General features: G+C 68.6%; 17 protein-coding genes. 3 read left to right on the plus strand and 14 right to left on the minus strand.

Annotated features, from left to right (window positions below; all coding sequences use genetic code 11):
* The first annotated feature begins 154 nt into the window (after positions 1 to 154).
* On the plus strand, positions 155 to 811 hold the full coding sequence (rpe, locus tag H5411_RS41475) for a ribulose-phosphate 3-epimerase (protein WP_183127020.1): 657 nt from the start codon (positions 155 to 157) through the stop codon (positions 809 to 811).
* 434 nt (positions 812 to 1,245) lie between these two features.
* On the opposite strand, the gene H5411_RS41480 is transcribed toward rpe, so the two are convergent.
* Entirely contained in the window at positions 1,246 to 2,697 is a 1,452-nt protein-coding gene (locus H5411_RS41480) for a DNA-binding protein (RefSeq protein WP_183126989.1), read from the minus strand.
* A gap of 483 nt (positions 2,698 to 3,180) precedes the next feature.
* Here H5411_RS41480 and H5411_RS41485 point away from each other — a divergent pair, with 483 nt between their 5' ends.
* The gene (locus H5411_RS41485; protein WP_183126990.1) at positions 3,181 to 4,575 is read left to right on the plus strand and encodes a DNA-binding protein; all 1,395 of its coding nucleotides are present in this window, start codon (positions 3,181 to 3,183) and stop codon (positions 4,573 to 4,575) included.
* A gap of 356 nt (positions 4,576 to 4,931) precedes the next feature.
* Here H5411_RS41485 and H5411_RS41490 read toward each other — a convergent pair whose 3' ends face one another.
* The 4 genes from H5411_RS41490 to H5411_RS41505 form a co-directional block, all read right to left on the minus strand.
* On the minus strand, positions 4,932 to 6,611 hold the full coding sequence (locus tag H5411_RS41490; protein WP_183126992.1) for a PQQ-dependent dehydrogenase, methanol/ethanol family: 1,680 nt from the start codon (positions 6,609 to 6,611) through the stop codon (positions 4,932 to 4,934).
* Between the two features lie 16 nt (positions 6,612 to 6,627).
* Complete coding sequence (locus H5411_RS41495) at positions 6,628 to 7,083, minus strand: MSMEG_3727 family PQQ-associated protein (RefSeq protein WP_183126994.1); 456 nt, start codon at positions 7,081 to 7,083, stop codon at positions 6,628 to 6,630.
* Positions 7,084 to 7,515: 432 nt separating this feature from the next.
* On the minus strand, positions 7,516 to 9,723 hold the full coding sequence (katG, locus tag H5411_RS41500) for a catalase/peroxidase HPI (RefSeq protein ID WP_183126996.1): 2,208 nt from the start codon (positions 9,721 to 9,723) through the stop codon (positions 7,516 to 7,518).
* A 19-nt stretch (positions 9,724 to 9,742) separates the two neighbouring features.
* The gene (locus tag H5411_RS41505; protein ID WP_183126998.1) at positions 9,743 to 10,297 is read right to left on the minus strand and encodes a manganese efflux pump MntP; all 555 of its coding nucleotides are present in this window, start codon (positions 10,295 to 10,297) and stop codon (positions 9,743 to 9,745) included.
* Positions 10,298 to 10,775: 478 nt separating this feature from the next.
* Between H5411_RS41505 and H5411_RS41510 the strand changes: the two genes are divergently transcribed.
* Complete coding sequence (locus H5411_RS41510; RefSeq protein WP_183127000.1) at positions 10,776 to 11,246, plus strand: ribose-5-phosphate isomerase; 471 nt, start codon at positions 10,776 to 10,778, stop codon at positions 11,244 to 11,246.
* Between the two features lie 100 nt (positions 11,247 to 11,346).
* Here the strand turns inward: H5411_RS41510 and H5411_RS41515 are convergent, their stop codons facing one another.
* The 9 genes from H5411_RS41515 to pqqB form a co-directional block, all read right to left on the minus strand.
* Complete coding sequence (locus tag H5411_RS41515; protein WP_312878723.1) at positions 11,347 to 12,372, minus strand: HAD-IIA family hydrolase; 1,026 nt, start codon at positions 12,370 to 12,372, stop codon at positions 11,347 to 11,349.
* Complete coding sequence (locus tag H5411_RS41520) at positions 12,365 to 13,345, minus strand: fructose-bisphosphatase class II (protein ID WP_183127009.1); 981 nt, start codon at positions 13,343 to 13,345, stop codon at positions 12,365 to 12,367. The genes H5411_RS41515 and H5411_RS41520 overlap by 8 nt, the downstream gene beginning before the upstream one ends.
* Before the next feature lie 97 nt (positions 13,346 to 13,442).
* Positions 13,443 to 14,420, minus strand: a complete 978-nt coding sequence (locus H5411_RS41525; RefSeq protein ID WP_183127011.1) for a class I fructose-bisphosphate aldolase — start codon at positions 14,418 to 14,420, stop codon at positions 13,443 to 13,445.
* Complete coding sequence (locus H5411_RS41530; RefSeq protein ID WP_312878724.1) at positions 14,407 to 15,402, minus strand: LysR family transcriptional regulator; 996 nt, start codon at positions 15,400 to 15,402, stop codon at positions 14,407 to 14,409. The genes H5411_RS41525 and H5411_RS41530 overlap by 14 nt, the downstream gene beginning before the upstream one ends.
* A gap of 532 nt (positions 15,403 to 15,934) precedes the next feature.
* Positions 15,935 to 18,427, minus strand: a complete 2,493-nt coding sequence (gene pepN / locus H5411_RS41535) for an aminopeptidase N (protein WP_183127013.1) — start codon at positions 18,425 to 18,427, stop codon at positions 15,935 to 15,937.
* A gap of 3 nt (positions 18,428 to 18,430) precedes the next feature.
* Positions 18,431 to 19,531, minus strand: a complete 1,101-nt coding sequence (gene pqqE / locus H5411_RS41540) for a pyrroloquinoline quinone biosynthesis protein PqqE (protein WP_183127014.1) — start codon at positions 19,529 to 19,531, stop codon at positions 18,431 to 18,433.
* On the minus strand, positions 19,528 to 19,803 hold the full coding sequence (pqqD, locus tag H5411_RS41545; protein ID WP_043832403.1) for a pyrroloquinoline quinone biosynthesis peptide chaperone PqqD: 276 nt from the start codon (positions 19,801 to 19,803) through the stop codon (positions 19,528 to 19,530). Before pqqD ends, pqqE begins: the two co-directional genes overlap by 4 nt.
* Positions 19,803 to 20,498: a pyrroloquinoline-quinone synthase PqqC gene (gene pqqC, locus H5411_RS41550; RefSeq protein WP_183127016.1), complete on the minus strand. Its 696-nt coding sequence runs from the start codon at positions 20,496 to 20,498 to the stop codon at positions 19,803 to 19,805. The genes pqqD and pqqC overlap by 1 nt, the downstream gene beginning before the upstream one ends.
* On the minus strand, positions 20,495 to 21,397 hold the full coding sequence (gene pqqB, locus H5411_RS41555) for a pyrroloquinoline quinone biosynthesis protein PqqB (protein ID WP_183127018.1): 903 nt from the start codon (positions 21,395 to 21,397) through the stop codon (positions 20,495 to 20,497). The genes pqqC and pqqB overlap by 4 nt, the downstream gene beginning before the upstream one ends.
* Between the last annotated feature and the right edge of the window lie 525 nt (positions 21,398 to 21,922).

Genomic DNA, 21,922 nt, shown 5'->3' on the forward strand with positions numbered 1-21,922 from the left:
TCGCCATTGCCGATGAACTCCGTTCCACCATCGCCTCGCGGGCCCGTTTCCGGCAACAGCGCGCCACATGCGCAAACGCAATCCCCCGATACGCACAAGCAATGCCCGCCGGCCGCGAACCGAAATTACGATTTGTCTCGTGTCGAATAAACCATTGATCGCGCCGTCCATCCTCTCCGCCGATTTCGCGCGGCTCGCCGACGAAGCGGCCGCCGTGCACGGACGTGCGGATTGGCTGCACGTCGACGTCATGGACGCGCATTTCGTGCCGAATCTGACGTTGGGTCTGCCGGTCGTGCAGTCGCTGCTGGCGACGACGGACATCCCGGTGGACTGCCACCTGATGATCGATAACCCGGACCGGTGGGCGATCGGGTACGCGGAAGCGGGTTCCTACAACGTCACGGTGCACGTCGAAGCCGCGGACGATCCGGTCATGCTCGCGAAGAACGTGCGCGCGGCAAGGGCGAAAGCGGGGCTCGCGATCAAGCCGGGCACCCCGCTGGAGCCGTATCTGGACGTGCTCAAGCACTACGACACCCTGCTGGTGATGTCGGTGGAACCCGGGTTCGGCGGGCAGAAGTTCATCGCCGAGGTCCTGGACAAGGTGCGCACCGCGAGGCGGCTGGTCGACACCGGGCACCTGAACCTGGTGGTGGAGATCGACGGCGGCATCAACGGCGACACGATCGAACAGGCGGCGGAGGCCGGTGTCGACTGCTTCGTGGCCGGCTCGGCGGTGTACGCGGCCGACGATCCGGCCCGCGCCGTGGAAGGGCTGCGCAGGCAAGCCCAAGCCAGCACACGCTGAGCCGTCCCCGGCGGACGGCAGGAGCGGGGTTGGTCGTCCGTGAGGGGAACCCTCACGGACTCTGATTCCCCATACCAGGAACTTGAGCGCGCGGCACCGCGCCTGTCGACTGTCCACAAAGGACGTCAAGCTCGGCGAAATGACCGATTGATACCCGTGTGACCGGGTGCGCGGGACTGTGAGGGCCTCCCTGAGGGAATCTGATTCCCTCAGGGAGGCCCTCACGGACGATGATCCCGCTCTCGCAGCTCGTGCCGGGCCGGGCCGGGCCTGGCCTGGCCTGGCCTGGCCTGGCAAGAGCCTGCCGCCGACCCCCCTCGGCCTGGGCGGGCGCGCCTCAAAACCGCACCCATGAGGGCAGCATCAAAGTTCCTGACATTGCCGCTGATTCCCGCACGGACCGTGAGATGAGCCCCGCCGCGCGGCCGCGAACCTCAGATGCCGAGCATCCTCCGCAGTTCGGGAGCCTGCCTCCGCGACACGGGAACCGACTCGTGCGAGCGCGGGTCCATGATCAGGAACAGCTCGCCTTTGATGCCGCGTTCCAGCTCGGCCACCCGGCGCAGGTTCACCAGGAACCGCCGGTGCACCCGGCTGAACCCGCACGAGAGCAGCGAGCGCTCGATGTTGTCCAGTCCCCGGGTCGCGGCCTGGATCCGTCCTCGTTCCGTGTTCAGCCACACGATGTTCCGGTCGGCCTCGGCGTACCGGATCTCCGACGGGGCGAGCAGCACCAGCCGCTCGTTGCGGATCCCGACGATCCGCCGGGGCAACGGGCCGACCGCCGCTTCCGCGCGCTCCTCGTACGGTTCGCCTTCCCGCACCCCGAACAGGCACAGCATCCCCACCACGTGGTCCGAGTCGAGGACCGGCCGCAGGGTCACCGGGGTAGCGTCCTCTCCCGGGCTCACGGGCAGGCACGCGTAGCCGCTCCAACGAGCCGGCCCCTGAGCGCGTTCCTTGGCCCACCGCACTACTTCGGGAAGCCCGGAAATGTCCGGGGTCCAGCGTTTCGCCGGTTCGGTCGCGCCCGGTGAAATACCGCTTTCGGGAGTCAGCCCGAGCAGCGACACCGCCTCGTCGTTCGCCGCGATCACGTTGCCGCCGCGGTCCATCGCCAGGAACGGATCGGCGACCTGATCGCATTTGCGGTTGAACTCGGAGATCACTTTGTCGGCCTCGTAAATGGCGCGCCGGTAGATCTCCTGCTCGACGCAGGCGGCGGCCTTCGTCAGCCACGCGGGCACCAGGTCGGACAACGCCGCGTTCCACCGCGAGATGTTGATCGACGCGACCGGCGAACCGGTCACCACGTCGCGGATCGAAATGCCCGCGCAGGACCACCGGTGGAACGCTTCGCACCAGTGTTCCGGCCCGGTCACGGTCACCGGACCGGACACCTCCAGCGAAGTGCCCATCCCGTTCGTGCCGGTGCACTGCTCCGACCAGGACGACCACGGGGCGAGATTGTGCAGTTCGGCCCGCCGCCGCGCGCTGGGGTCGCCCCACGCGCCGAGGACGCGCCCGTCGCCGTCCGCGACCGTGACCACGGCGCCGTCCTGCTCCACTTCACGACCGGCCAGCGCGCCGAGGCCGCCGAGCGTCGTGAAGATGACGCCGTTGTCGAGCCGCTGGACGTCGTCGCCCCGCGCTCCCGGCGCGACGTCCAGCGTCCGGTCCACCTCGTAGCGGTCCCGGCACCGGTACCACGACGCCAGGATCTCCGGGCGAACGCCGGTTTCGATGTCCTCGCCCGCGGCGAAGCTCTCCCAGGCCTGAGCCACTTCTCTCGCTGACGACGAGGTTTCCGGCGAGCCGCCCGCCAGATTGCCGCGTCTGCCGGACTCACTCGGTGCAATCGCCAACGGTGGCACGCTCACGGTCATCGCGACCTCCTCGTCGCCTCGAGCACCGGGGTCCCAGGGACCGCCGGGCTGTGACAGCGGTAACCAACGTAACTCGGCGTAGCGCGGTATTACAAGACATGTCCGCGTCGTCCGGTCACCATGTTGTAGACAAACAAGATCGTTGTCCCGCCGCGGGCGGGCGATCCGGATTTCCCGTCATACGGGACGATGTTCCCGGCTCGTGGCCGGTCGGCGGAAAATCGTTCCGCGCGACGCCGCCCAGGTCAAGCCGCACGCCGCGCACTCCGAAGGGTAGGGCAGGCGGACGCGGTACGGGCCGGTCCGCCGCTGGTGCGCGGACGACCGCCGGTCGTTCTCGTTCCGCCGCCGTTCATCCGGCATTCGCCCGCAGTCATCCCGCTCGGCTTGCCGCCGCGCCGAGCCGGAGCTTAGCTTCCGTGAGCGCCCGGACGACCCGGGCCGCACCCGTTCGGATCGGCACCGGACCAAAGGCGGTCTCACATGGCGGACGTACGCCGGCTCGAGGCGGCAGCACGCAACCGTGGCGAAGCAACGGTGTACCAGGCCTGGGAACGTTTCGCCCGGGGCGAGGACGACCTCCGCGGCGTGCGGCCCGAGGTCGCGATCTCCTGGCACCGGTGCCGGGACCAGTTCCGGGTCGATCCGCTGCTCACCGAAGCTCCGGTGGCCGTCGCCGAAGTCGACCAGGCGCTGGAGCGCGACGTCGTCATCGCGGAACTCGGCTTCCGCGCCGCCGCGCTCGCGCACGAGGTGAACGCAGGCGGCGGCATCGTCACCATCACCGACGCGAGCGGACGGGTCCTGGCCCAATGGGGCGACCCGGCCACCCGCACCGTCGCTGCCGAGGCCAACCTGGCACCGTGGTTCTGCTGGTCCGAGGGCGCCACCGGGACGAATGGCATGGGCACCGCGCTGATGTCCTACGCGCCGGTGGTGATCCGCGGCGCGGAACACTGGTGCCAGGCGTTCCACGAATGGAACTGCGCCGGAGTCGCGATCCGGGACGTGGTGACCAGGGAATCGGTCGCGGTGCTCAACATCTCGTGCTGGCGCGGCGATCTTCCCGGCGCGGCCGGGGCTTGGCTCAGCAACGCCGCCACCATGACCCAGCGCATTCTGCGCCGCCGAGCCCAAGACGACGGCGCGCAATTGATGGCCGCCTTCAATGAAGCCAGGGCGCGCTCGAGCGCCGCACTCGCCGCGGTCGACCCTTCGGGGCGGGTGGTCCTCGCCGACGACACAGCGAGCGTGCTTCTCGGCATTCCCGGCTCGACGCCCGCCCCCGATCCCGCCGTGCGATGGAAACCGGAACTGCCGGAATTCATCCAGGCTTCCGTCTATGCCGCGAAACTGGCGACGCGCAATCACGACTGGCTCGGCTCGACGCAGATCTTCACCAGGCTCGCCGCCGAACCCATGCCGATCAGCTTCCGGCCGGTGTTCCTGTCCGGGCACCTGCTGGGCAACCTGGTCACCTTCGGGACGTCCGAAGGGGTTCCCTTGCCCCGGTCCGGCGAGGACGGCGCGCAGCGGGCGCAGCCGCACCGGATGGTCGCGACCCGCGAAAACCGCATGGTGCTGCTGCGGCTTCCGGAAGTCTCGTTCGCCCAGTCGGACGGCAATGACGTGTGGCTGTCGACCGACCAGGGACGGCTGCGCTCCGCCTCTCCCGGCCTCGACAAGCTCGAAACCGAACTGGGCGACGCCGGCTTCCTGCGAGTGCACCGCCAGTACGTGGTGAACCTGAGCCGCATCCGCGAGGTCGAACGCCGGTTCAAGGGCGAGCTGTTCCTGGTCATGGACGACCAGGAACAGACCATGGTGCCGGTTTCCCGGCGGAACACCCCGGCAGTGCGGCGGGCGCTGGCGATCTGAGGCGCTTCAGCCGCGGTACCGGTGCACCTCGCACACGCAGTACATGAGACGGCAACTGCAGCACGCCGGCTTTCCGGCGCACACGATGCACGGCCCGCACCGCACCGGTTCGGTATGGCGCGCACGGTCCTCCCGCCGGTAATCCTCCCCGCAATTCCAGCAGGAAAGCAGTTCGACTCCGGGTTCCGGATTCGCCGTCGACGACTGGCTCATTCCAGCTCACCTTTCCGGTCGTTGCTTATCGGAAAAAAGCCCGCCCGGTGCTCGAATCGTCGGGGCGATTCGAGCACCGGGCGGGCACTAACGGAAACTCCCGGCAATTTTCCCGGAGTCTCCCGCCGACACCGATTCTCCGGTCACAGCGAGAAGGTGATCACCGCGGCGCCGTGCCCCTGGCCGGACATGCCGGGCACAATTCCTTCGAGCCAGCCGCCCCAGCCGACCGGCACCGTGATGTACTGCTTTCCGTCGAGGAAATAGGTGCTCGGGCTGCTGTGGTGCCCGCTGCCGCACTGGAAGCTCCAGAGCTTTTCGCCCGTCTCGGCGTGCAGCGCCATGAACTCGCCGGCGGGCGTGCCGGCGAACACCACGTTGCCTTCGGTGCTGAGCGTCGACGCGGCCATCGGCAGATCCATCCGGTAGCGCCACTTCTCCTCGCCGTGCGAGTCGAACGCGCTGACCGAACCGGCCATGTTGTCGATGTCGACCTCGACGGCGGCGCCCCAGTAGGGCATGCCTTCCTTGAACTCGCGACGGCGCCGCGTGGCAGTGGCGCCCACATCGGCGACCGGCACGTAGAACAGGTCGTGGTTCGGGTTGTACGACGCGTGCGTCCATTCCTTCGCACCGGCCGGGCCGGGGAAGAAGTGGCAGGGCTCGCCTTCCTTGTCCGGGTACTTCCGCGGCGTCACCTTGCCGTCGCGGGTGATCACGCCCCAGTCGATCCGGTCGACGAACGGGGTGACGTGCTGCAGTTCGCCGTTGGTGCGGTCGAGGACGAACATGTACCCGTTCTTGTCGAAGTGGGCCAGCAGCTTCTTGCCGTCCCGCTCGAAGAGGGTCATCTCCATCGTGGAGTCGTAATCCCACAGGTCGTGCGGGGTGAACTGGTAGTGCCACTTGATCTCGCCGGTGTCGACGTCGAGCGCGACCACGCTGTCGGTGTAGAGGTTGTCGCCCTCGCGGACCTCGCCGTCGAAGTCGGGAGCCGGGTTGCCGGTGCCCGCGTAGTAGAGGTTCAGCTCGGGGTCGAACGTGCCGGTGACCCAGTGGTTCGCGCCGCCGCGCTGCCATGCCTCGCCGTCTGCGGGCCACGTCTCCGAGCCGGGCTCGCCCGGCTTCGGGACGGTGTAGGTGCGCCAGCGCTGCTCGCCGGTCTCGAGGTCCCAGCAGTCGATGTGGCCGCGGACCCCGTACTCGCCGCCGGCGGAACCGGTGATCAGAGTGTCCTTGATGACGAGCGGGGCGATCGAAGCGCTCTCGCCCGCGCGCACGTCGCCGATGGTCTTCTGCCAGACCTTCTCGCCGTTGGTCGCGTCGAGAGCCACCAGCTGGGCGTTCTGGGTCACCATGTAGACCTTGCCGTTGGCGACCGCGCAGCCGCGGTTGACGTTCGCGCAGCACAGCGTCACGTCGACCGGGATCGCGTGCTTGTAGCGCCACAGCTGCTCGCCGGTCCGCGCGTCGAGCGCCCAGAGCCAGCCGTCCCAGCCGGTCACGAACATGACGCCGTCGACGACGATCGGGCACGCCTCGAACGCGTAGGTCGAGGTGGAAGCGATCACGCCGGTCGCGCTCGCCTGGTGGATCCAGGCGACCTTCAGGTTCTTGACGTTGTCGGCGTTGATCTGGTCCAGCAGACTGTGCCGCTGGCCGTCGTAGGCGCCGTAGTAGGTGATCCAGTTCTGGGATTCGCTGCGCGCCTGAAGAATGCGCTCGTAATTGATGCCGCTCGTCACGTCCGGAGCGCGGTGCGGCATGTTGGAAAGCTTGTTGTGATTGAACGCCCGGCCGGCGTCGACGTATTCGAGGGTCATGGCTGTTCCTCCCTGTTCACGGCCGCGGCTGGGCGGGTCGGTCGAGTTTGGCTTCCGGCGGCACCTCGCCGCTGACGACGATGGCTCCGGTCAGGCCCCTGCCCTCGTCGTTGCCGGCCGGCGAGCCGTACCAGTAGCAGCCGGGGCCGTCCAGTTCGAGCCGCGCGCTGCCCTTGGAGTGGTTCAGCAGGCCGATGAACTGCCGGTCGCCGTTGCTCGGGAGCAGGCAGGCGTGCGTGTTCTTGTCGTCGTTGATGATGGTCAGCTCGAGGATGCCGCCGTGCGGCAGGATCAGGATCCCCGGCTCCCACTGCATCGCGTCCTCCGGAATCCGGATGGTCGCTTCCATCGTGCCGTCGGCACGCTCGGTCGCCTTGCCGACCGAGCCCGTGCCGAGCACGGCACCGATGGTCGCCTTGTTCTGTCCGCTGAGTTCCGCCAAGAGGTCTTCTCGCTCTTCGGCAATGGTCATCGGACGTCACCTCCTCGTCAGCACACGTGAACCTTCTGACAGTTTTCCCGAAGCACCCGCATCGATTACCGGATCGACCGGGGAAATTCCCGAGCCGGTAACGAAATCCGACCCTACGCCGGGCAGCGGAGTTCCGATATCCGTTGCCACCGAAGGGCGGATCGGCGCCGTTCCCCCGCCGACTGGTACCGCTCGTGTGCGCGGGACCACACCGGAATGGTCCACAATGGACACATCGGGTTTTTCAGCAGCGCGGCGTGCGGCGTCGTTACGGCGATGCGCAGCGTCGACGGGGCCGCGTTGCTTCTCCGCTCCAGCTGACGGCTGCGAGGGGAACCCTGAGTCAGATCGGCGGCGAGGGTCGTGAAGGGCTCCTTGCGGGACCCAGATTCCCTCAAGGAGCCCTTCACGGACCTCAGCACGAGAGGATCCTCAGCGCGGGTCGAACCGGCCGAGTTCCATGACTTTCGCCCAGGCAGCGGCGAAATCCCGGACGAACTTCCCGCGCGCGTCGTCGCCGGCGTAGACCTCGGCGATCGCCCTCAGTTCGGCGTTCGCGCCGAAGACGAGATCGACCCGGGTCGCCGTCCACTTCGCCTCTCCGGTCGCCCGGTCCCGGCCTTCGTAGCCGCCACCGCGCGGCGCCCACTCGGTTCCCGTGTCCAGGAGGTTGACGAAGAAGTCGTTGGTCAGAAAACCCGGGGCCGCAGTCAACACCCCGGCTGAGGACCCTCCGTGGTTGGCTTCGAGGACCCGCAATCCGCCGACCAGCACGGTCATCTCCGGCGCGGTCAGCGTCAGCAGGCTCGCCCGGTCGATCAGCAGGTGCTCCGGGGCCATGCGGTATCCGCTGCCCAGGTAATTGCGGAAGCCGTCCGCTGCCGGCTCCAATGCGCCGAAGGACTCGACGTCGGTCCATTCCTGGGTCGCGTCGGTGCGCCCTGGCCGGAACGGGACCTCGACCGGACAGCCTCCCGCCGCCGCGGCTTGTTCCACCGCGGCGCATCCGCCGAGCACGATCAGGTCGGCCAGGGAGACGCGTTTGCCGCCTTGCGCGGACGCGGTGAACCGCCGCTGGATCTCTTCCAGCGCCGGCAGGACGACGCCCAGCCGCTCAGGTTCGTTCACCGGCCAGCCGCGCTGCGGTTCCAGCCGGATCCGCGCGCCGTTCGCCCCGCCGCGTTTGTCGCTGTCCCGATAGGTCGACGCGGACGCCCACGCCGTCGAAACGAGCTGCGCGACCGACAGGCCGGAGTCGAGGATTTCCCTTTTGAGCGCGCCGATGTCGCCGGAGTCCACGAGTTCGTGGTCCGCCTCCGGCACCGGGTCCTGCCAGATCATCCGTTCCGCCGGGACGAGCGGGCCCAGGTAGCGCTCGATCGGTCCCAGGTCGATGTGCGTCAGCTTGAACCAGGCGCGCGCGAACGCGTCCTCGAACTCCTCCGGGTGCTCGAGGAACCGCCGCGCGATCGGCGCGTAGATCCGGTCCTCCTGCAACGCGAGGTCGGTGGTGAGCATGACCGGATGGTGTTTCACGTCCGGGTCGAACGGATCCGGAACGGTGCCCTCCCCCTGTCCGTCGCTGGGGATCCACTGCCACAGGCCCGCCGGGCTGAGCTCGACGTCCCACTTGTACTGGAAAAGGGTCTCGAAAAAGGTGTGGTCCCAGGTGACCGGGGTGCGGGTCCACATGCCCTCCAGCCCGCTGGACACCGCGTCCGCGCCCTTGCCGCCCAGCCAGCCAAGCCCTTGCGCGGCCAGCGGCGCGCCCTCGGGCTCGGGGCCGCCGGTCGTGTTCGGGTCCGCCGGGCCGTGCGTCTTGCCGAAGGTGTGCCCGCCGCCGATCAGCGCCACGGTTTCCTCGTCGTTCAGCCCCATCCGCTTGAAGGTCTCGCGGATGTCGCGACCGGCCAGCACGGGGTCGGGATTGGTGGCCGGGCCTTGCGGATCGACGTAGACGAGTCCCATTTCCTCGGCTGCCAACGGCTCTTCGAGCTCGTGCAGGCCGTGGTGGCGTTCGTCGGCCAGCCACTTGCGTTCCGGGCCCCAGTACGTCTCGTCGGGCTCCCACACATCCGCGCGGCCGCCTCCGAACCCGAATGTCCTGAAGCCCATGGACTCCAGCGCCCGGTTGCCCGCGAACACCATCAGGTCCGCCCAGGAGATCTTGCGGCCGTGTTTGCGTTTCACCGGCCACAGGAGCCGGCGTGCCTTGTCCAGATTCCGGTTGTCCGGCCAGCTATTCAACGGAGCGAAGCGCTGCATTCCGGTGCCGGCACCGCCCCGGCCGTCACTGACGCGGTAAGTTCCCGCGGCGTGCCAGGCCATCCGCAGCACCAGCGGCCCGTAATGGCCGAAATCGGCGGGCCACCACTCCTGCGAGGTCGTCAGCACCTCGTCGACGTCCCGCGCGAGTTCGTCGAGATCGAGCGTCGCGAAGTGCTGCGCGTAGTCGAAATCCGCGCCCATCGGGTCGCTCGCGGGCCCGTTCCGGTGCAGCGCCTTGAGATCGAGCCGGTGCGGCCACCAGTCGTCGGGTTTCCCGCCCGCCACCGGAGGATTCCGCCTGCCGGACCGGCCGGAACCGGCCAGGACCTGGTCGTAGGTGCGGTAGACGTGAGTATCGGGATTCTCGGGCATCGCGGTCCTCCCCCGCCGCTCAGTCGAAGGCGAGCGGCAACAGGATCGCCGCGCCGACGAGCGAGATGCCGCTGAGCAGATCCGCCCGGATCCGGATGACCTTGGCGGCCATCCGGCCGACGAACAGCCCGGCGAGCGACAGCACCACGGTCATCGCGCCGAACGTGAACATCGGTACCACCAAAGAGAATCCGGCGATCCCCAGACCGGCCCCGGCCAGGAAGTTGTCGACGGTGAGCGAAAACGGCAGCCCGAAGAGCGTCACCCACGGGTGGTCCAGGTCTTCCGCTTCCGTCTCGGGATTGCGGATCGCCGAGACGAGGAAATACAAGCCGTACAACCCCAGCGCGGCCACGCCGACGTACTCGCCCCAGTCGCCGACGAATTCGCCGAGGTAGCGGCCGGCGACCCCGCCCAGCAGCGGGCCCAGCGCGTCCCAGAGGCCGAAGACCAGGGCGACTTGCACCGCTCGGCGCCAGCCGAACGGAATGGTTCCGATCGCGATCGACGAGCGGAAATTGTCCAGGCTGAGGCCGAACGCGAGCGCCACCAGCGGAAGAAATTCGAGATTCACGGGGACCGCCTCTCCAGGGGGATCGAGCGCGCTCGGAGATGGGCGCGAGGTCCCGCGTCCGGAACCTCGCGCCCATGCCTATTCGCGGAACACGGCCGGTGCGGCCGGGCTGTCAGCGCCGGTAGAAGTAGCCGGTGGCCTCAGCACACACCTCGATGACCGTGTACTCCGGGGTTTCCCACATGATGTCGTTCTCCTTCTGCTGGCTGCTCCCGAAAACCGCTCGATCTCGACGACACCGTCACGAAATCTCCCGGTCACGATCCAGCTTCTTCGCCTTAACACGGCGGCAGCAACCGGCGGTGCACCAGCGGTCGGCAACCGGTGCCGAACGGTGCGCCGCCGTCGACGAGCGGGAGCGGCCGCGCACGACCCGGCGACGGCAGCGACACCCTGGCACCAGCCTATAAGGCATTCCAATGACTGTCCGGCAAAGGTTTCCCGCCAATCCGCCGGGCCCGACACTAGACTCGCCGCCGTGCGAATCTATCTTGGCTCTGATCACGCCGGACTCGAACTCAAGAACCATTTCGCCGAACGGCTTTCCGGCCTCGGCTACGAAGTGACCGACGTCGGCCCCGCCGCCTACGACGCCGGCGACGACTATCCGCCGTTCTGCGTCGAGGCGGCGCGGCGCGTCGTCGCCGACAAAGGCAGCCTCGGCATCGTCATCGGCGGTTCGGGCAACGGGGAACAGATCGCGGCCAACAAAGTGCCTGGCGCACGCGCGGCACTGGCCTGGAACGAGGACACCGCCCGGCTGGCCCGCCAGCACAACAACGCCCTGCTGGCCGGCATCGGCGCGCGGATGCACACCGTCGAGGAGGCCGAGCGCATCGTCGACGCGTTTCTCACCGCCGAATTCGAGGGCGGACGGCACCAGCGCCGGATCGACCTCCTGACGGAGTACGAACGCACCGGCGAACCGCCTGCCCTGCCCGGAAAATGATCGTCCGCCGCTGTCCGGAACCGGACAGCGGCGGAGCGATCTTCTCGCTCAGTCAGCGAGCAGAGCGCGGGCGCGCTCCCTCTCGGCGGCCGCGCCCGGATCACCCCGGACCGGCGACACCAAGCTGCTGTTCGATCCGCTCCCACAGCCGCGCGTCGCCGGAAACCGCCCTGCCGCCATCGCGAGCCGCCCACGCACCGGCGACGACCGCCTGGAGCAAACGGCCGTTGTCGGCGACGCTCGGCAAGGACGGGACGCCATCCGGCCCGAAACCGGCGATGCACTCGGCCGAGGCGATCCGCAGCGGCAGCGCGGGAGCGAGCAGCCCGCTCACGTCGGCAGCGACATACGTCGGACGGGAACGCCGCTGCGCGAAAGCCAGATCGCGGAGCCGGGAGGATCCGCTCAGCACGAAAAGCGAGTCAAGGCCGGCGGCGTTCGCCCCCTCGATGTCGGTGCCCAGCAAGTCCCCGCACACCAAGGTGTCCGGCGGAGCACTGCCCAGCCGAGCGCGAGCCAGGTCGAACAAGGCCGCCTTCGGCTTTCCGACCACGTGCGGGGAAGCGCTGGTCGCGGTCTGCACCAAGGCGACCAGCGCGCCGTTGCCCGGAGCCTTCCCGCACGGCGTGGGGAGCGTGCGGTCGATGTTCGTGGCCACCCAGGCAGCTCCGGCTTCCGCCAAGTAGCCGACAGCCGCGAGCTCGCGCCACGTGATGTCGTAGCCGAGTCCCTGCACGACCGCCTCGACTGGCGCGCCCGCCAAGTCCGCGACCCGGACCGGCGTCAATCCGGCTTCGGCCAGCGCATGGGCAACGCCCGGGCCGCCGACCGCGCACACTCGCGCGCGAGGAGCCAGCCGCTCGGCCAGATACGCCGCCGCCGCCTGAGAACTGGTGACCACCGACCAGCCGTCCCCGGCGAGGCCCAGCTCAAGCAGGTGATCAGCGACGTCCGCGGGCGGACGGGACGCGTTGTTCGTCGCGAAGACGACCGGCAGTCCGCGTTCGGCCGCCTCGTTCAGGGTCTCGACCGCGCGCGGGACAGCGGAAGCCCCGCGGTACACCACGCCGTCGAGGTCGCAGATCAGCCCGCGGTAGCGCGCGAGCAGAGGCTCGGCCTCACCCACGGCCGCGCTCCCGGACATACCGGTGTTCGGACTGGATCGTCCGCACAGTGTCCGGATCCGAGCACAGCACGAGGGACCGCGTGGTCGTGCAGCCCTCGCCGTCGTTCCGGATGCCGCGCAGCAGTTCGCTGGTGGTCACCCCGGAGGCACAGAACACCACGCTCTCCTTGCCCACCAGGTCCTCGGTGCGAAGAATCGCGGCCGGCTGCTCCGCGGGACCTTCGGGCACCAGCCGCGCCTGCATCGATCCGCCGAGGCAGGACAACGCGGCGGCAGCGACGACTCCTTCCACGGCGTTCCCGGTGCACAGGAACACGTCGACCGGATGCTCCGGCCGCGCCGCGGCGACAGCGCCCGCGATCTCGCCGCCCTCCACCAAGTGGACCCGCGCGCCAGCATCCTGGATTTCGCGAGCGAGTTCCACGTGCCGGCGTCGATTGAGCGTCGCGACGACGACCTCCGACACCCGCGTCCCTTTCGCCCCGGCGATCCTCCGCAGATTCTCCGCCACCGGGCGGGTGATGTCGACGACGTCCGCGAGGCCGGGGCCGACCGCCAGCTTCTCCATGCTGCGCTGCGGAGCCAGGTCGGCCATCGCGCCGCGCGCGCTGACCGCCACCGCGGTCAGTGCGCGGGGCACATCCCTGGCCTCCGACAGCGCGCCATCGCCGATGCTGATCGCGATATCGCACACCGGGCCTTCGCCGGTGCCCACCTCCGCGCCGTGGAAGAGGGCGGGAAAATCGTCCTGCGTGCCCACCCCGAGCACCACTACGCCGTCCATCGCCACCGAGCGCAGCGACGTGTGCATCGCGTCTATGGCGGCCAGTTTCGCGCTGTCGTCGCTGTGCCCGGCCCATCGTCCGGCCGCGAGCGCGGCGGCCTCGGCGCCGCGCACGAGTTCGAGGGCAAGGGCGTCGTCCGGGCGCCGGACAGCCGCCGCGGCAGCAAGGCCCCATTCCTGACTCTTCATAGACTTCCATCCCTGTGCGCGAACGGGCAGGTTTCTTCGACCCGGCCCGGCCGGTGCGGGCCGCGGCTCGCACGGGCCGGGTCTTCTCGTCGGGCGGTCAGCGAGCCGCGGCGTTCGCCACCGCACGGTCCGACAGCGCCTTCTGAGCGGCTTCCCGCTTACTCTCGTCGCCTCGCCAGGTCTCCAGCGCCGGCCCGACCAGCGCCCGTCCGAACGAGTAGGTCAGCTCCCACGGAAGCGGGTCGAGCTTCTGCATCGCCGCGAGGTGCTCGGTCGCCTTTTCCGGGCTTTGCCCGCCGGACAGGAAAGCGATGCCCGGCACGAACGACGGCACCGTCTCCCGCAGAGCGTCCACAGTGGCCTTCGCGACCTCTTCGACCGACGGCTGCTCCGGGCAGTCCTTGCCGGCGACCACCATGTTGGGTTTGAGGACGATCCCGTCGAGCTGCACCTGCATCAGGCTCAGCTCGTCGAACAGCGAGCGCAGGACGGACGTCGTGACCTGCTTGCACTTCGCCAGCGAGTGGGAACCGTCCATCAGCACCTCGGGCTCGACGATCGGCACGATGCCGCCTTCCTGGCACAGACCGGCATACCGGGCCAGCGCGTGCACGTTGGCCCGCACCGCGCGGTCCGACGGCAGACCGTCGCCGATCGTGATCGTCGCGCGCCACTTGGCGAAGGTCGCCCCGAGCGCCGCGTAGTTCTTCACGCGATCGCGCAACCCGTCGAGCCCTTCGGTCACGTTCTCGCCCGGTGCGCCCGCCAGCGGCTTCGCCCCGGTGTCGACCTTGATCCCGGCGAGGATGCCGCGGTCGGCGAGAAACTGCGGGAACGTCTGGCCGTTCGACAGCTTCTGGTGGAACGTCTCGTCGGCGAGGATGATGCCGCTGACCGATTCCGGGAGCTTCGGGGTAGTGACGATCAGCTCCCGGTACACGCGCCGGTTCTCCTCGGTCGCTTCGACGCCCACCCCTTCGAGCCGGGAGGACATCGTCCCGATGCTCTCGTCCGCGGCGAGGATTCCGCGCCGGTCGGAGACCATGATGCGAGCGATCTTGTTAAGAGTGGACATCGATTGTTACTCCTCCTGTACTGGTGACTTTCGGGCCAGGCCGCGGGCCTGGCATGGGACTGCCCTTCGCCGCCGCGATCTCGACCAGCTCCTTCGCGTGTCCGGGCAATCCCCGGCGTTCGCTCCACGCCGCGTAAATCGGCTTCGCCGGCATCTCCTGTTCGACCGGGACCAGCCGCAGCCTGCCGTCCGCGATTTCGGAGCGGACGGTGGAGATGTTCAGCACGGTCACCCGCCTTCCCGCGGCGACCACCTGCTTGACCGCCGCGCTGGAGGGCAGTTCGACGTAGCTTCGCGAAGCACGCGCGGAACCCAGCAGTTCGTCGGTGAACTCCCGGAGCCCGGATCCCCGCTCGCGCACCACCAGCTGGGCCGAGGCGAGCTCCTCCACCGTCACCGGACCGGGCCGCTTCGCCCACGGATGCACCGCCCCGACGACCACGGCCAGCTTGTCGTCGCAGATGTACTGGGTGACCAGGCCTTCCCGGAACTGTTTCGGCAGCTGGCTTCCGGCCTGGCACCAGCCGTCGATGAACGCGACGTCGGCCTGGTCCGCCCGGATCAGCTGCCGCAGCTCGTCGACGCGGCCGGTCCGCACCTCCACCCGCACCTCGCCGAACGAGAGCCCGGACCGGTTCAGCCATTCCGGGATCAGGTGCTCGGACACGCCCGGGCTGCCCGCGACCCGCAACCGGCTCGCGCTGGACGAACCGGAGCCGAACTCCAGCAGCTCCCGCGCCGCGTGCATCACGTTGCGGGCGTACTTCGCGAGCATTTCCCCTTCCTCGGTCAGCTTCGACCCGGTCGGGGAACGTTCGAGCAGCCGCAGGCCGAGCCTGCGTTCCATGGCGCTGATCCGGATGCTTGCCGCGGGCTGGGAAAGGCTGTGCGCCTGCGCCGCCTTTCCCACGCTGCCGTAGCGTTCGACGGACAGCAGCAGATCGAGGTCGGCGAGCTGAGGCATTTTTGAGGGAAGAACCACGATTTCCCCCTCTCGCTCCGGAATACGTCGTACTGTGCCTGCGGAAAGAACACTGACGGTGCGCGGACTGCGCGACGCGCGGTCACGGGACCGCGGTGTGCACTGAGCCTGCACTGGCCGGCGAGTCCGGTCAATCCGAGGGAAACGAACGTAGCCGCTGCGAAGACGAACGGTGCACAGTACGTCATCTGCGGGGTTTTCCGGCTTGTCCAGGCGGCCGTCGAGCGACGAAACACCGTGGCGGACAAGGATTTTAACCCGTTCGGCACCGAGAAACCGCCGCCTGTCGCTATTTCCCGGCCGTCCGGCTCAGATCGGTGGCCGCACTCGCGCCGCATCGCAGATGCTTCCCGGCGAAGCACTCGCCCGGAATCCTTCTACAGGAGGAAATAACGTGAAGTGGGAAACGCCGGAGTACACGGTCGTCGAGGTTTGCGCTGAAGCCACTGGTTACTTCTACCGAGGCTGACAGCCACTTCAGCCGGCGCAAGGCTTCAGTCTGCCCACGCGGCTGAAGCCTTGCGCCTTCCATTCACCTCGTTCGATGCGCCGCGTCGCACGCTCGCGCCGCACGCATGATCAGCAGTTCAGTACGCTCCTCACGGAGAACCTTCACCACGTTCTGCGGCAACGGCGTGCTTTCCAGCAAGCGGTCGGTGCCCGCCAGCACGCTCTGCTCAGCAGTGGTGAAATGGGGATAGAGCGCGCGGGCGAAGGCCACCGCGAATTCCGGTTCGACGGTACTCTGCATGCTTTCCAGCGCCCTCAGGTAGCGGTCCGCATACGGTGTGAGCAGTTCCTCTTGCCCGGGTTGCGACAGGCCCGCCATGACGGCTTTCCGCTCGGCGAGCGAGAATTCGCCGTTGAACAGCCGCTGCCAGCCTGTTTCCTTGGCTGCCGCCGCGGACCGGGCGGCCTCCGCGGTCAAGGCGTTCCGGCGGCCGCTGTCACCGGGATCCGCCTCCACCGCGACATCCAGGCATCCGTCGAGGTCTTGCCCTGTCGACGCGAGGCGGAACACCGCGCGCCAGCGCAGATCCCGGTCCACTTCCAGGTCCGCCCACGGGGATCGGCCGTACGCGATTTCGGTCAGCAGACGGTGTTCCTCGGCCGGGACGACGCCGACCAGAGCGCGGGCGAAGACCAGTTGGCGATCGCTGCCCGGAGCTGCGGCGGCCAGCAGTGTTCGCACCTGGTGCGCCAGCGTTGCCAGCATCTCCGTGCGGCGGGACGGATCCCCGTAAACACGGACCGCCCGCACCGCGCGATCCAGCAGCGCTTCCAGTATCCCGGCATCGCTCTCCCCCGGCCCGTGCGCGAGAACGGCCGAGGCGTAGCTCCGCGCCGGCAAGCGCGCGTCGAGCACTTCGTCCCACAACGCTCCCCAGACGACCGCCCGCACCCGCTGATCGTCCACCGCGGACAAGCTCGCCAGCGCCTTCTGCCGGGACCGGGCGTCTAGCCGGACCTTGACGTGGCTCACCGCATCGTCGTTGGGCACCACCAGATCCGCGTCGCCGAAGCCGGTCAGCTCGCACTCGGCCGAATCGAGCGAAACGTGCGCGCGCCGCCGCAGCACCAGCTCGCCCTCGCGGTCGTCGAACGCGGCGACCCGGAGGTTCAGCCGCCGCGGCGGAACATCCGCGTGCTGGACAAGCCGGTCCCGGACCATTTCGACGGTATTGACGCCGCTGCTCAACAGCCATTCGTCCACCCACCGGCCGACGTCTTCGCCGGAAGCTCGCTGCAGCGCGGCCGCGAAGTCTCCGAGACCGGCGTTGCCCCACGCGTGCGTCCGCAGGTAGATCCGCACGCCCGCGACAAACGAGTCCCAGCCCAGCCGCTCCGCCAGCTCGTGCAGGACCGCGGCGCCTTTCCGGTACACGATCGGGCCGAAGTTCGAGCGCGCCGCGTCGGTGTCGGGCGTCGCCGCCCGGATCGCGTGGCTCGTCGGCAACTGGTCGGCGTGCCGGGCGAGGGGCAGGTTGTGATGCGCGAAGCCGGTCCAGCCTTCGCCGTACCGCGTCGCTTCAGGCTGCGCGACGACCGACATCATGGTCGCGAACGCCTCGTTCAGCCACAGATCGTCCCACCAGCGCATCGTGACGTAATCGCCGAACCACATGTGCGCCATCTCGTGCGTCAGCAGTTCGGCTCGCCTTCGCCGCGTGTCCTCGGTGACCCGGTGCCGGAACAGAAACCGCTCGTTGAGCGTGACACAGCCCGGGTGCTCCATGCCGCCGAACGCGTACTCGGGAGCGAAAACGTGGTCGTACTTGGCGAACGGGTACGGCAGGTCGAACAGCCCGCGGTAGAAGTCGAGCCCGCGGCTGATCACCTCGAAGAGCTCAGGTGCCTGGCGGGTCAATGCGCAGTAGAGGGAGTTCCGCGCATAGAGGGCCAGCGGCAGTCCGTCGTGCAGGGCTTGGACGCGGCGGAACGGGCCGGCGGCGAAGGCCACCAAATAGGTCGGCAGCGGCGGTGTGCGCGCGAAACGCCAACTGGTGCGGTCGCCCTCCAGCGGCACCAGCTTGTCCGGGTCGGTGTTGGCGACCACCGTCCAGTGATCCTCCGCGGTCACGGTCATGCCGACCGTCGCTTTCAGATCCGGCTGGTCGAAACAGGCGAAGACGGTGTGCGCCGCGAACGGCTCGAACTTGGTGTGCAGGTAGACCTGCCCGTCGAGCGGGTCTCGGAAACGGTGCAGGCCCTCGCCGGTGCGCGAATACGGAGCGGTCCCGGCCACGCGGACCGTGTTCTCCCCCGGCCTCACGACCAGCCAGATGCGGGTTCCGGCCTGTGCCGCCGACCCCAGTTCACGGCCATTGCACTCCACCGACGCGGCTGTTCCCGCAAAGTCGAGGAAGACCTCTCCAGGCTCCGCGTGGAAGCGGACGACGGTGGTCGTCGCGAACTCGTGCTCGCCGGTCGTCAGGTCGAGTTCCACCTCGTACCGGACGCGCGAGACCGTCGCGGACCGCGCCGCCGCCTCGTCCTCCGTGAGTTTGGTGCCTGCCAGCGACATCCGTCAGTGCCTCCGCACCGCCGGACGCCGGTAAACCAGGTCCGCCGCTTCGCCGTTGCTGTGGTTGGCCCGGACCAGAGCGTCCTGGACCAGGTGATGGTCCGGCGAGTGCTGGCACACCGGATCGGTGCGCGCCGCGTCGCCGGTCAACGCGAACGCTTGGCAGCGGCAGCCGCCGAAGTCGATTTCCTTGCGCGGACAGCTCTGGCACGGATCCGGCATCCACGCCGTTCCCCGGAAAGCCTGGAACGCCTCGGATTTCGTCCAGATCCACTCCAGGTCGTGGTCGCGGACCGAGGAGAAGGCCATCGTGGTGATCTCGGCGGCCACCGGACACGGGTACACGGTGCCGTCCGGTGCGACGGTCAGCGCGTTCTGCGCCCATCCGCCCATGCACGGCTTCGGGTAGGGCTCGTAGTAGTCCGGGAGAATCCAGAGGAGTTCCATCCGCTCCCCCAGTTCGGCCTTCCGGCGCTCGTACACGGCGACCGCGTCGTCCAGCTGGGCCTTGCTCGGCATCAGCCGCTCGCGGTTGCGCAGCGCCCAGCCGTAGTACTGGCTGTTGGCCAGTTCCAGCCGCTCGGCGCCCCATTCCGCGCAGATGTCGATGATCGCGTCGAGCCGGTCGAGGTTCAGCCGGTGCAGCACCACGTTCATGTTCAACGGCAGGCCGGCGTCGCGGATGATGCGCGCGGCGGCCTCCTTCTTGTCGAACCGCTTGCTGGCCGCGACCAGGTTCGTCGACTCGGCGGCGTCGCCCTGAATGCTCAGCTGGGCGCTGTTGAGCCCGGCCGCGACCAGGGCTTCCGCCCGGCTCTCCGTCAGCCCGAGGCCGCTGGTGATCAGGTTCGTGTACAGCCCGAGGCCGCGGCATTCGGCGACGAGCGTCTCCAGATCGCCGCGCACCAGCGGTTCGCCGCCGGAAAAGTGCACCTGCACGACACCGAGCCCGGCGGCCTCGCGGATCACCCGCAACCAGTCCTCGGTGGCCAGCTCGTCCCGCCGGTCGAGCAGGTTCAGCGGATTCGAGCAGTAGACGCAGTGCAGCGGGCACTGATGCGTGACCTCGGCGAGCAGGCCATAGGGCTGCGGCAGGCCGTTCATGCGACCACCACCCAGCCGCGGCCTCGCGCGTCGTGCAGGAATTTCATCACGTCGTTCGCGAGATCGGCGGCCTGGAAATCGCGTTCGAGCTGGTCGACCACCTGCCGCACGGTCCGGCTGCCGTCGCACAGCCCCAGTATCGCCGCCCCGGATTTGTTCAGCAGCACCACACGTTCGGGCAACAGGAGCAATTCGACGTCCCGGACGTTGTCGTGCTTGAGCATCGCTTTCGTCGCCAGCTTCGGCACGGCGGCCAATTCGGAATCGTTCATCACGAACTCTTGCGGTAGGCGAGTTCCACGGCGTCCAGCAGGCTCCAGAGCACGTCGCACTTGAACTCCAGGGCCCGGGCGCACGCTTCCTGCTGCTGCTCGGTCTTCGCGTTTTCGACCACCAATTCGAGCAGGTGCGCGATGTCCTTGGGCTGCTGAGTGAGCCGGGCGCGGAAGTACTCCAGCCCCTCCTCCGCGATCCACGGGTAATGGAGCCGGACATCGGTGATCCGCCGGCTGAGCAGATCCGGCGCGAACAGTTCCGTCAGCGCTGACGCGACCGCCTCCAGCCACGGCTTCTGGCGGCAGAAGTCCACGTACGCGTCCACCGCGAACCGCACGCCGGGCAGAACGGTGTCCACGTCGTACAGTTCTTCCCGGCTCAAGCCGACTGCTTTCCCCAATCGGACCCACTTTTCGAGGCCGCCTTCGTCGCCGGTGCGGCCGTCGTGGTCGGTGATCCGGGTGATCCACCGGCGCCGGTCGTCCCGGCCGGGAAGCTTCGTCAGGATGAACGCGTCCTTTTTCGGGAGATTCATCTGATAGTAGAAGCGGTTCCGCACCCATCCGCGAAATTCCGCCTCGGACAGCTCTCCCGCGTGCATCCGCTCGTTGAACGGGTGCAGATGGTGGTACCGCTTCTCTCCGATGGACCGCAGGTACGCTTCGAACTCCTCGGCAGACCTGACGCTCATACTTCCACCTCCAAGCCGGCTCGGCCGATTTCGATGCCCAAGTCCGTCACCCAGCGCCGTTCCGGGGACTCTTCGTCGAGAATCGGATTCGTGTTGTTGATGTGCGTGTAGATCTTCCGCTTCGCGGGCAGCGCGGCGAGCGCGCGAGCCGATCCGCCGTCCCCGCTGACCGGCAGGTGCCCCATCGACCGGCCGGTCCGGTTTCCCGCGCCGGTCTTGGACATTTCGTCGTCCGTCCAGAACGTGCCGTCCACGAACACGCAGTCGGCCGACGCCACCTGCTGCTCGAACTTCTCGTCCCACCGCGGCACCGTCGGCGCGTAGACCGCGATCCCGCCGGTCAGCTTGTCTTCCAGGCGATAGCCGACCTCCCATTCCGCCGGCTGGTCGCGGAGCTGGGATTTCCCCACGTAGCGGGGAGCTTTGGAACCGGTGAGGAAGGCGGTCGCCCGCACCCGGTCGTCCAGATCGACCGGCTCGCCCGTCCGGACCTCGGACCAGGAGATGTCGGCGTAGTCGCTCAGCAGCTCCCGCACCGGGAACCAGAGGTTCAGCGCCTCCAGCACGGGAAAGGTCCCGTGCACCGTCAGCGACGATTCCTCGCGCAGCATCAGCAGGCCGATGGTGTGGTCGAATTCCGCGTCGGTCAGCACGACCCCGGCGACCGGTGTCTCCCGGATGCCCGGACCGGGATGCAGCACGGGATCCGCCGCGATCTGGTGGAGGACGTCGGGAGTCGCGTTGAACAGGAACCACCGCTCTCCGTCGCCGGAAACCGCGATCCCGGCGTGCGCCGTCGCGTGCTCCGGCTTCGCGCGGGCCTTGCCGCACCCGGCGCAGGCGCAATTCCACTGCGGATAGCCGCCGCCCGCGGCGGCCCCGAGGCAATGAATCAACATCCGTCAACGCCGACCGCGAGGTGCGGAAGGCACCTCGGCCACAATGGAATCCGGCATTTCGCGCCGCATAACGTCCTCCCGCACTGTCGACCGGCGGCAACGGCAGGACAAACAGGCGCCGTTGCCCGCCGAGGGTTCAGCCGGCGCGATTATCCGGTATCGTCGCCCTGAACTCGGCTATTCTCCGGAAATCTTCTTCGCTCGCATCGGGGCCTGGCAACCGCTCGAGCACGACCGGAGCCGAATCACGGACGAACGGCGGCCGCGCCGAGACGAGCGGGAAGCCGTGCGCGCCAGTGCCGGCGAGAGCCGGGAAGCGGGCGTGACCAGCAGATCGTCGACGCTCGCCGCACCAGCCCGCCGAGGTCTGCCGGGTCGCGAAGGCCCGGACCGCCGCGCCTCGCCGGCCCGCGGTTATTGATTGTGCCTATCGGGGGATTGTTTTTCCTCATGCGGCGAAGCATTGCCGGGCGCGGGCGGCGGAGCGATGGTTGGTGACCAATCGCGTTTTCCCTTTCTACCGTG

Origin of the sequence: Amycolatopsis echigonensis, from assembly GCF_014174495.1 — a bacterium.
In the GTDB taxonomy this organism is placed as follows: Bacteria; Actinomycetota; Actinomycetes; order Mycobacteriales; family Pseudonocardiaceae; genus Amycolatopsis; species Amycolatopsis echigonensis.

Excerpts from the sequence above, each read along its gene's own strand:
- H5411_RS41485 (WP_183126990.1), top strand. The coding sequence starts at position 3,181 with ATGGCGGACGTACGCCGGCTCGAGGCGGCAGCACGCAACCGTGGCGAA.
- katG (WP_183126996.1), bottom strand. The coding sequence starts at position 9,723 with ATGCCCGAGAATCCCGATACTCACGTCTACCGCACCTACGACCAGGTC.
- pqqC (WP_183127016.1), bottom strand. The coding sequence starts at position 20,498 with ATGAGCGTCAGGTCTGCCGAGGAGTTCGAAGCGTACCTGCGGTCCATC.
- H5411_RS41520 (WP_183127009.1), bottom strand. The coding sequence starts at position 13,345 with ATGAAGAGTCAGGAATGGGGCCTTGCTGCCGCGGCGGCTGTCCGGCGC.
- H5411_RS41480 (WP_183126989.1), bottom strand. The coding sequence starts at position 2,697 with ATGACCGTGAGCGTGCCACCGTTGGCGATTGCACCGAGTGAGTCCGGC.
- pqqB (WP_183127018.1), bottom strand. The coding sequence starts at position 21,397 with ATGTTGATTCATTGCCTCGGGGCCGCCGCGGGCGGCGGCTATCCGCAG.
- H5411_RS41495 (WP_183126994.1), bottom strand. The coding sequence starts at position 7,083 with ATGACCATTGCCGAAGAGCGAGAAGACCTCTTGGCGGAACTCAGCGGA.
- pqqD (WP_043832403.1), bottom strand. The coding sequence starts at position 19,803 with ATGAACGATTCCGAATTGGCCGCCGTGCCGAAGCTGGCGACGAAAGCG.
- pepN (WP_183127013.1), bottom strand. The coding sequence starts at position 18,427 with ATGTCGCTGGCAGGCACCAAACTCACGGAGGACGAGGCGGCGGCGCGG.
- H5411_RS41525 (WP_183127011.1), bottom strand. The coding sequence starts at position 14,420 with ATGTCCACTCTTAACAAGATCGCTCGCATCATGGTCTCCGACCGGCGC.
- H5411_RS41490 (WP_183126992.1), bottom strand. The coding sequence starts at position 6,611 with ATGACCCTCGAATACGTCGACGCCGGCCGGGCGTTCAATCACAACAAG.
- pqqE (WP_183127014.1), bottom strand. The coding sequence starts at position 19,531 with ATGAACGGCCTGCCGCAGCCCTATGGCCTGCTCGCCGAGGTCACGCAT.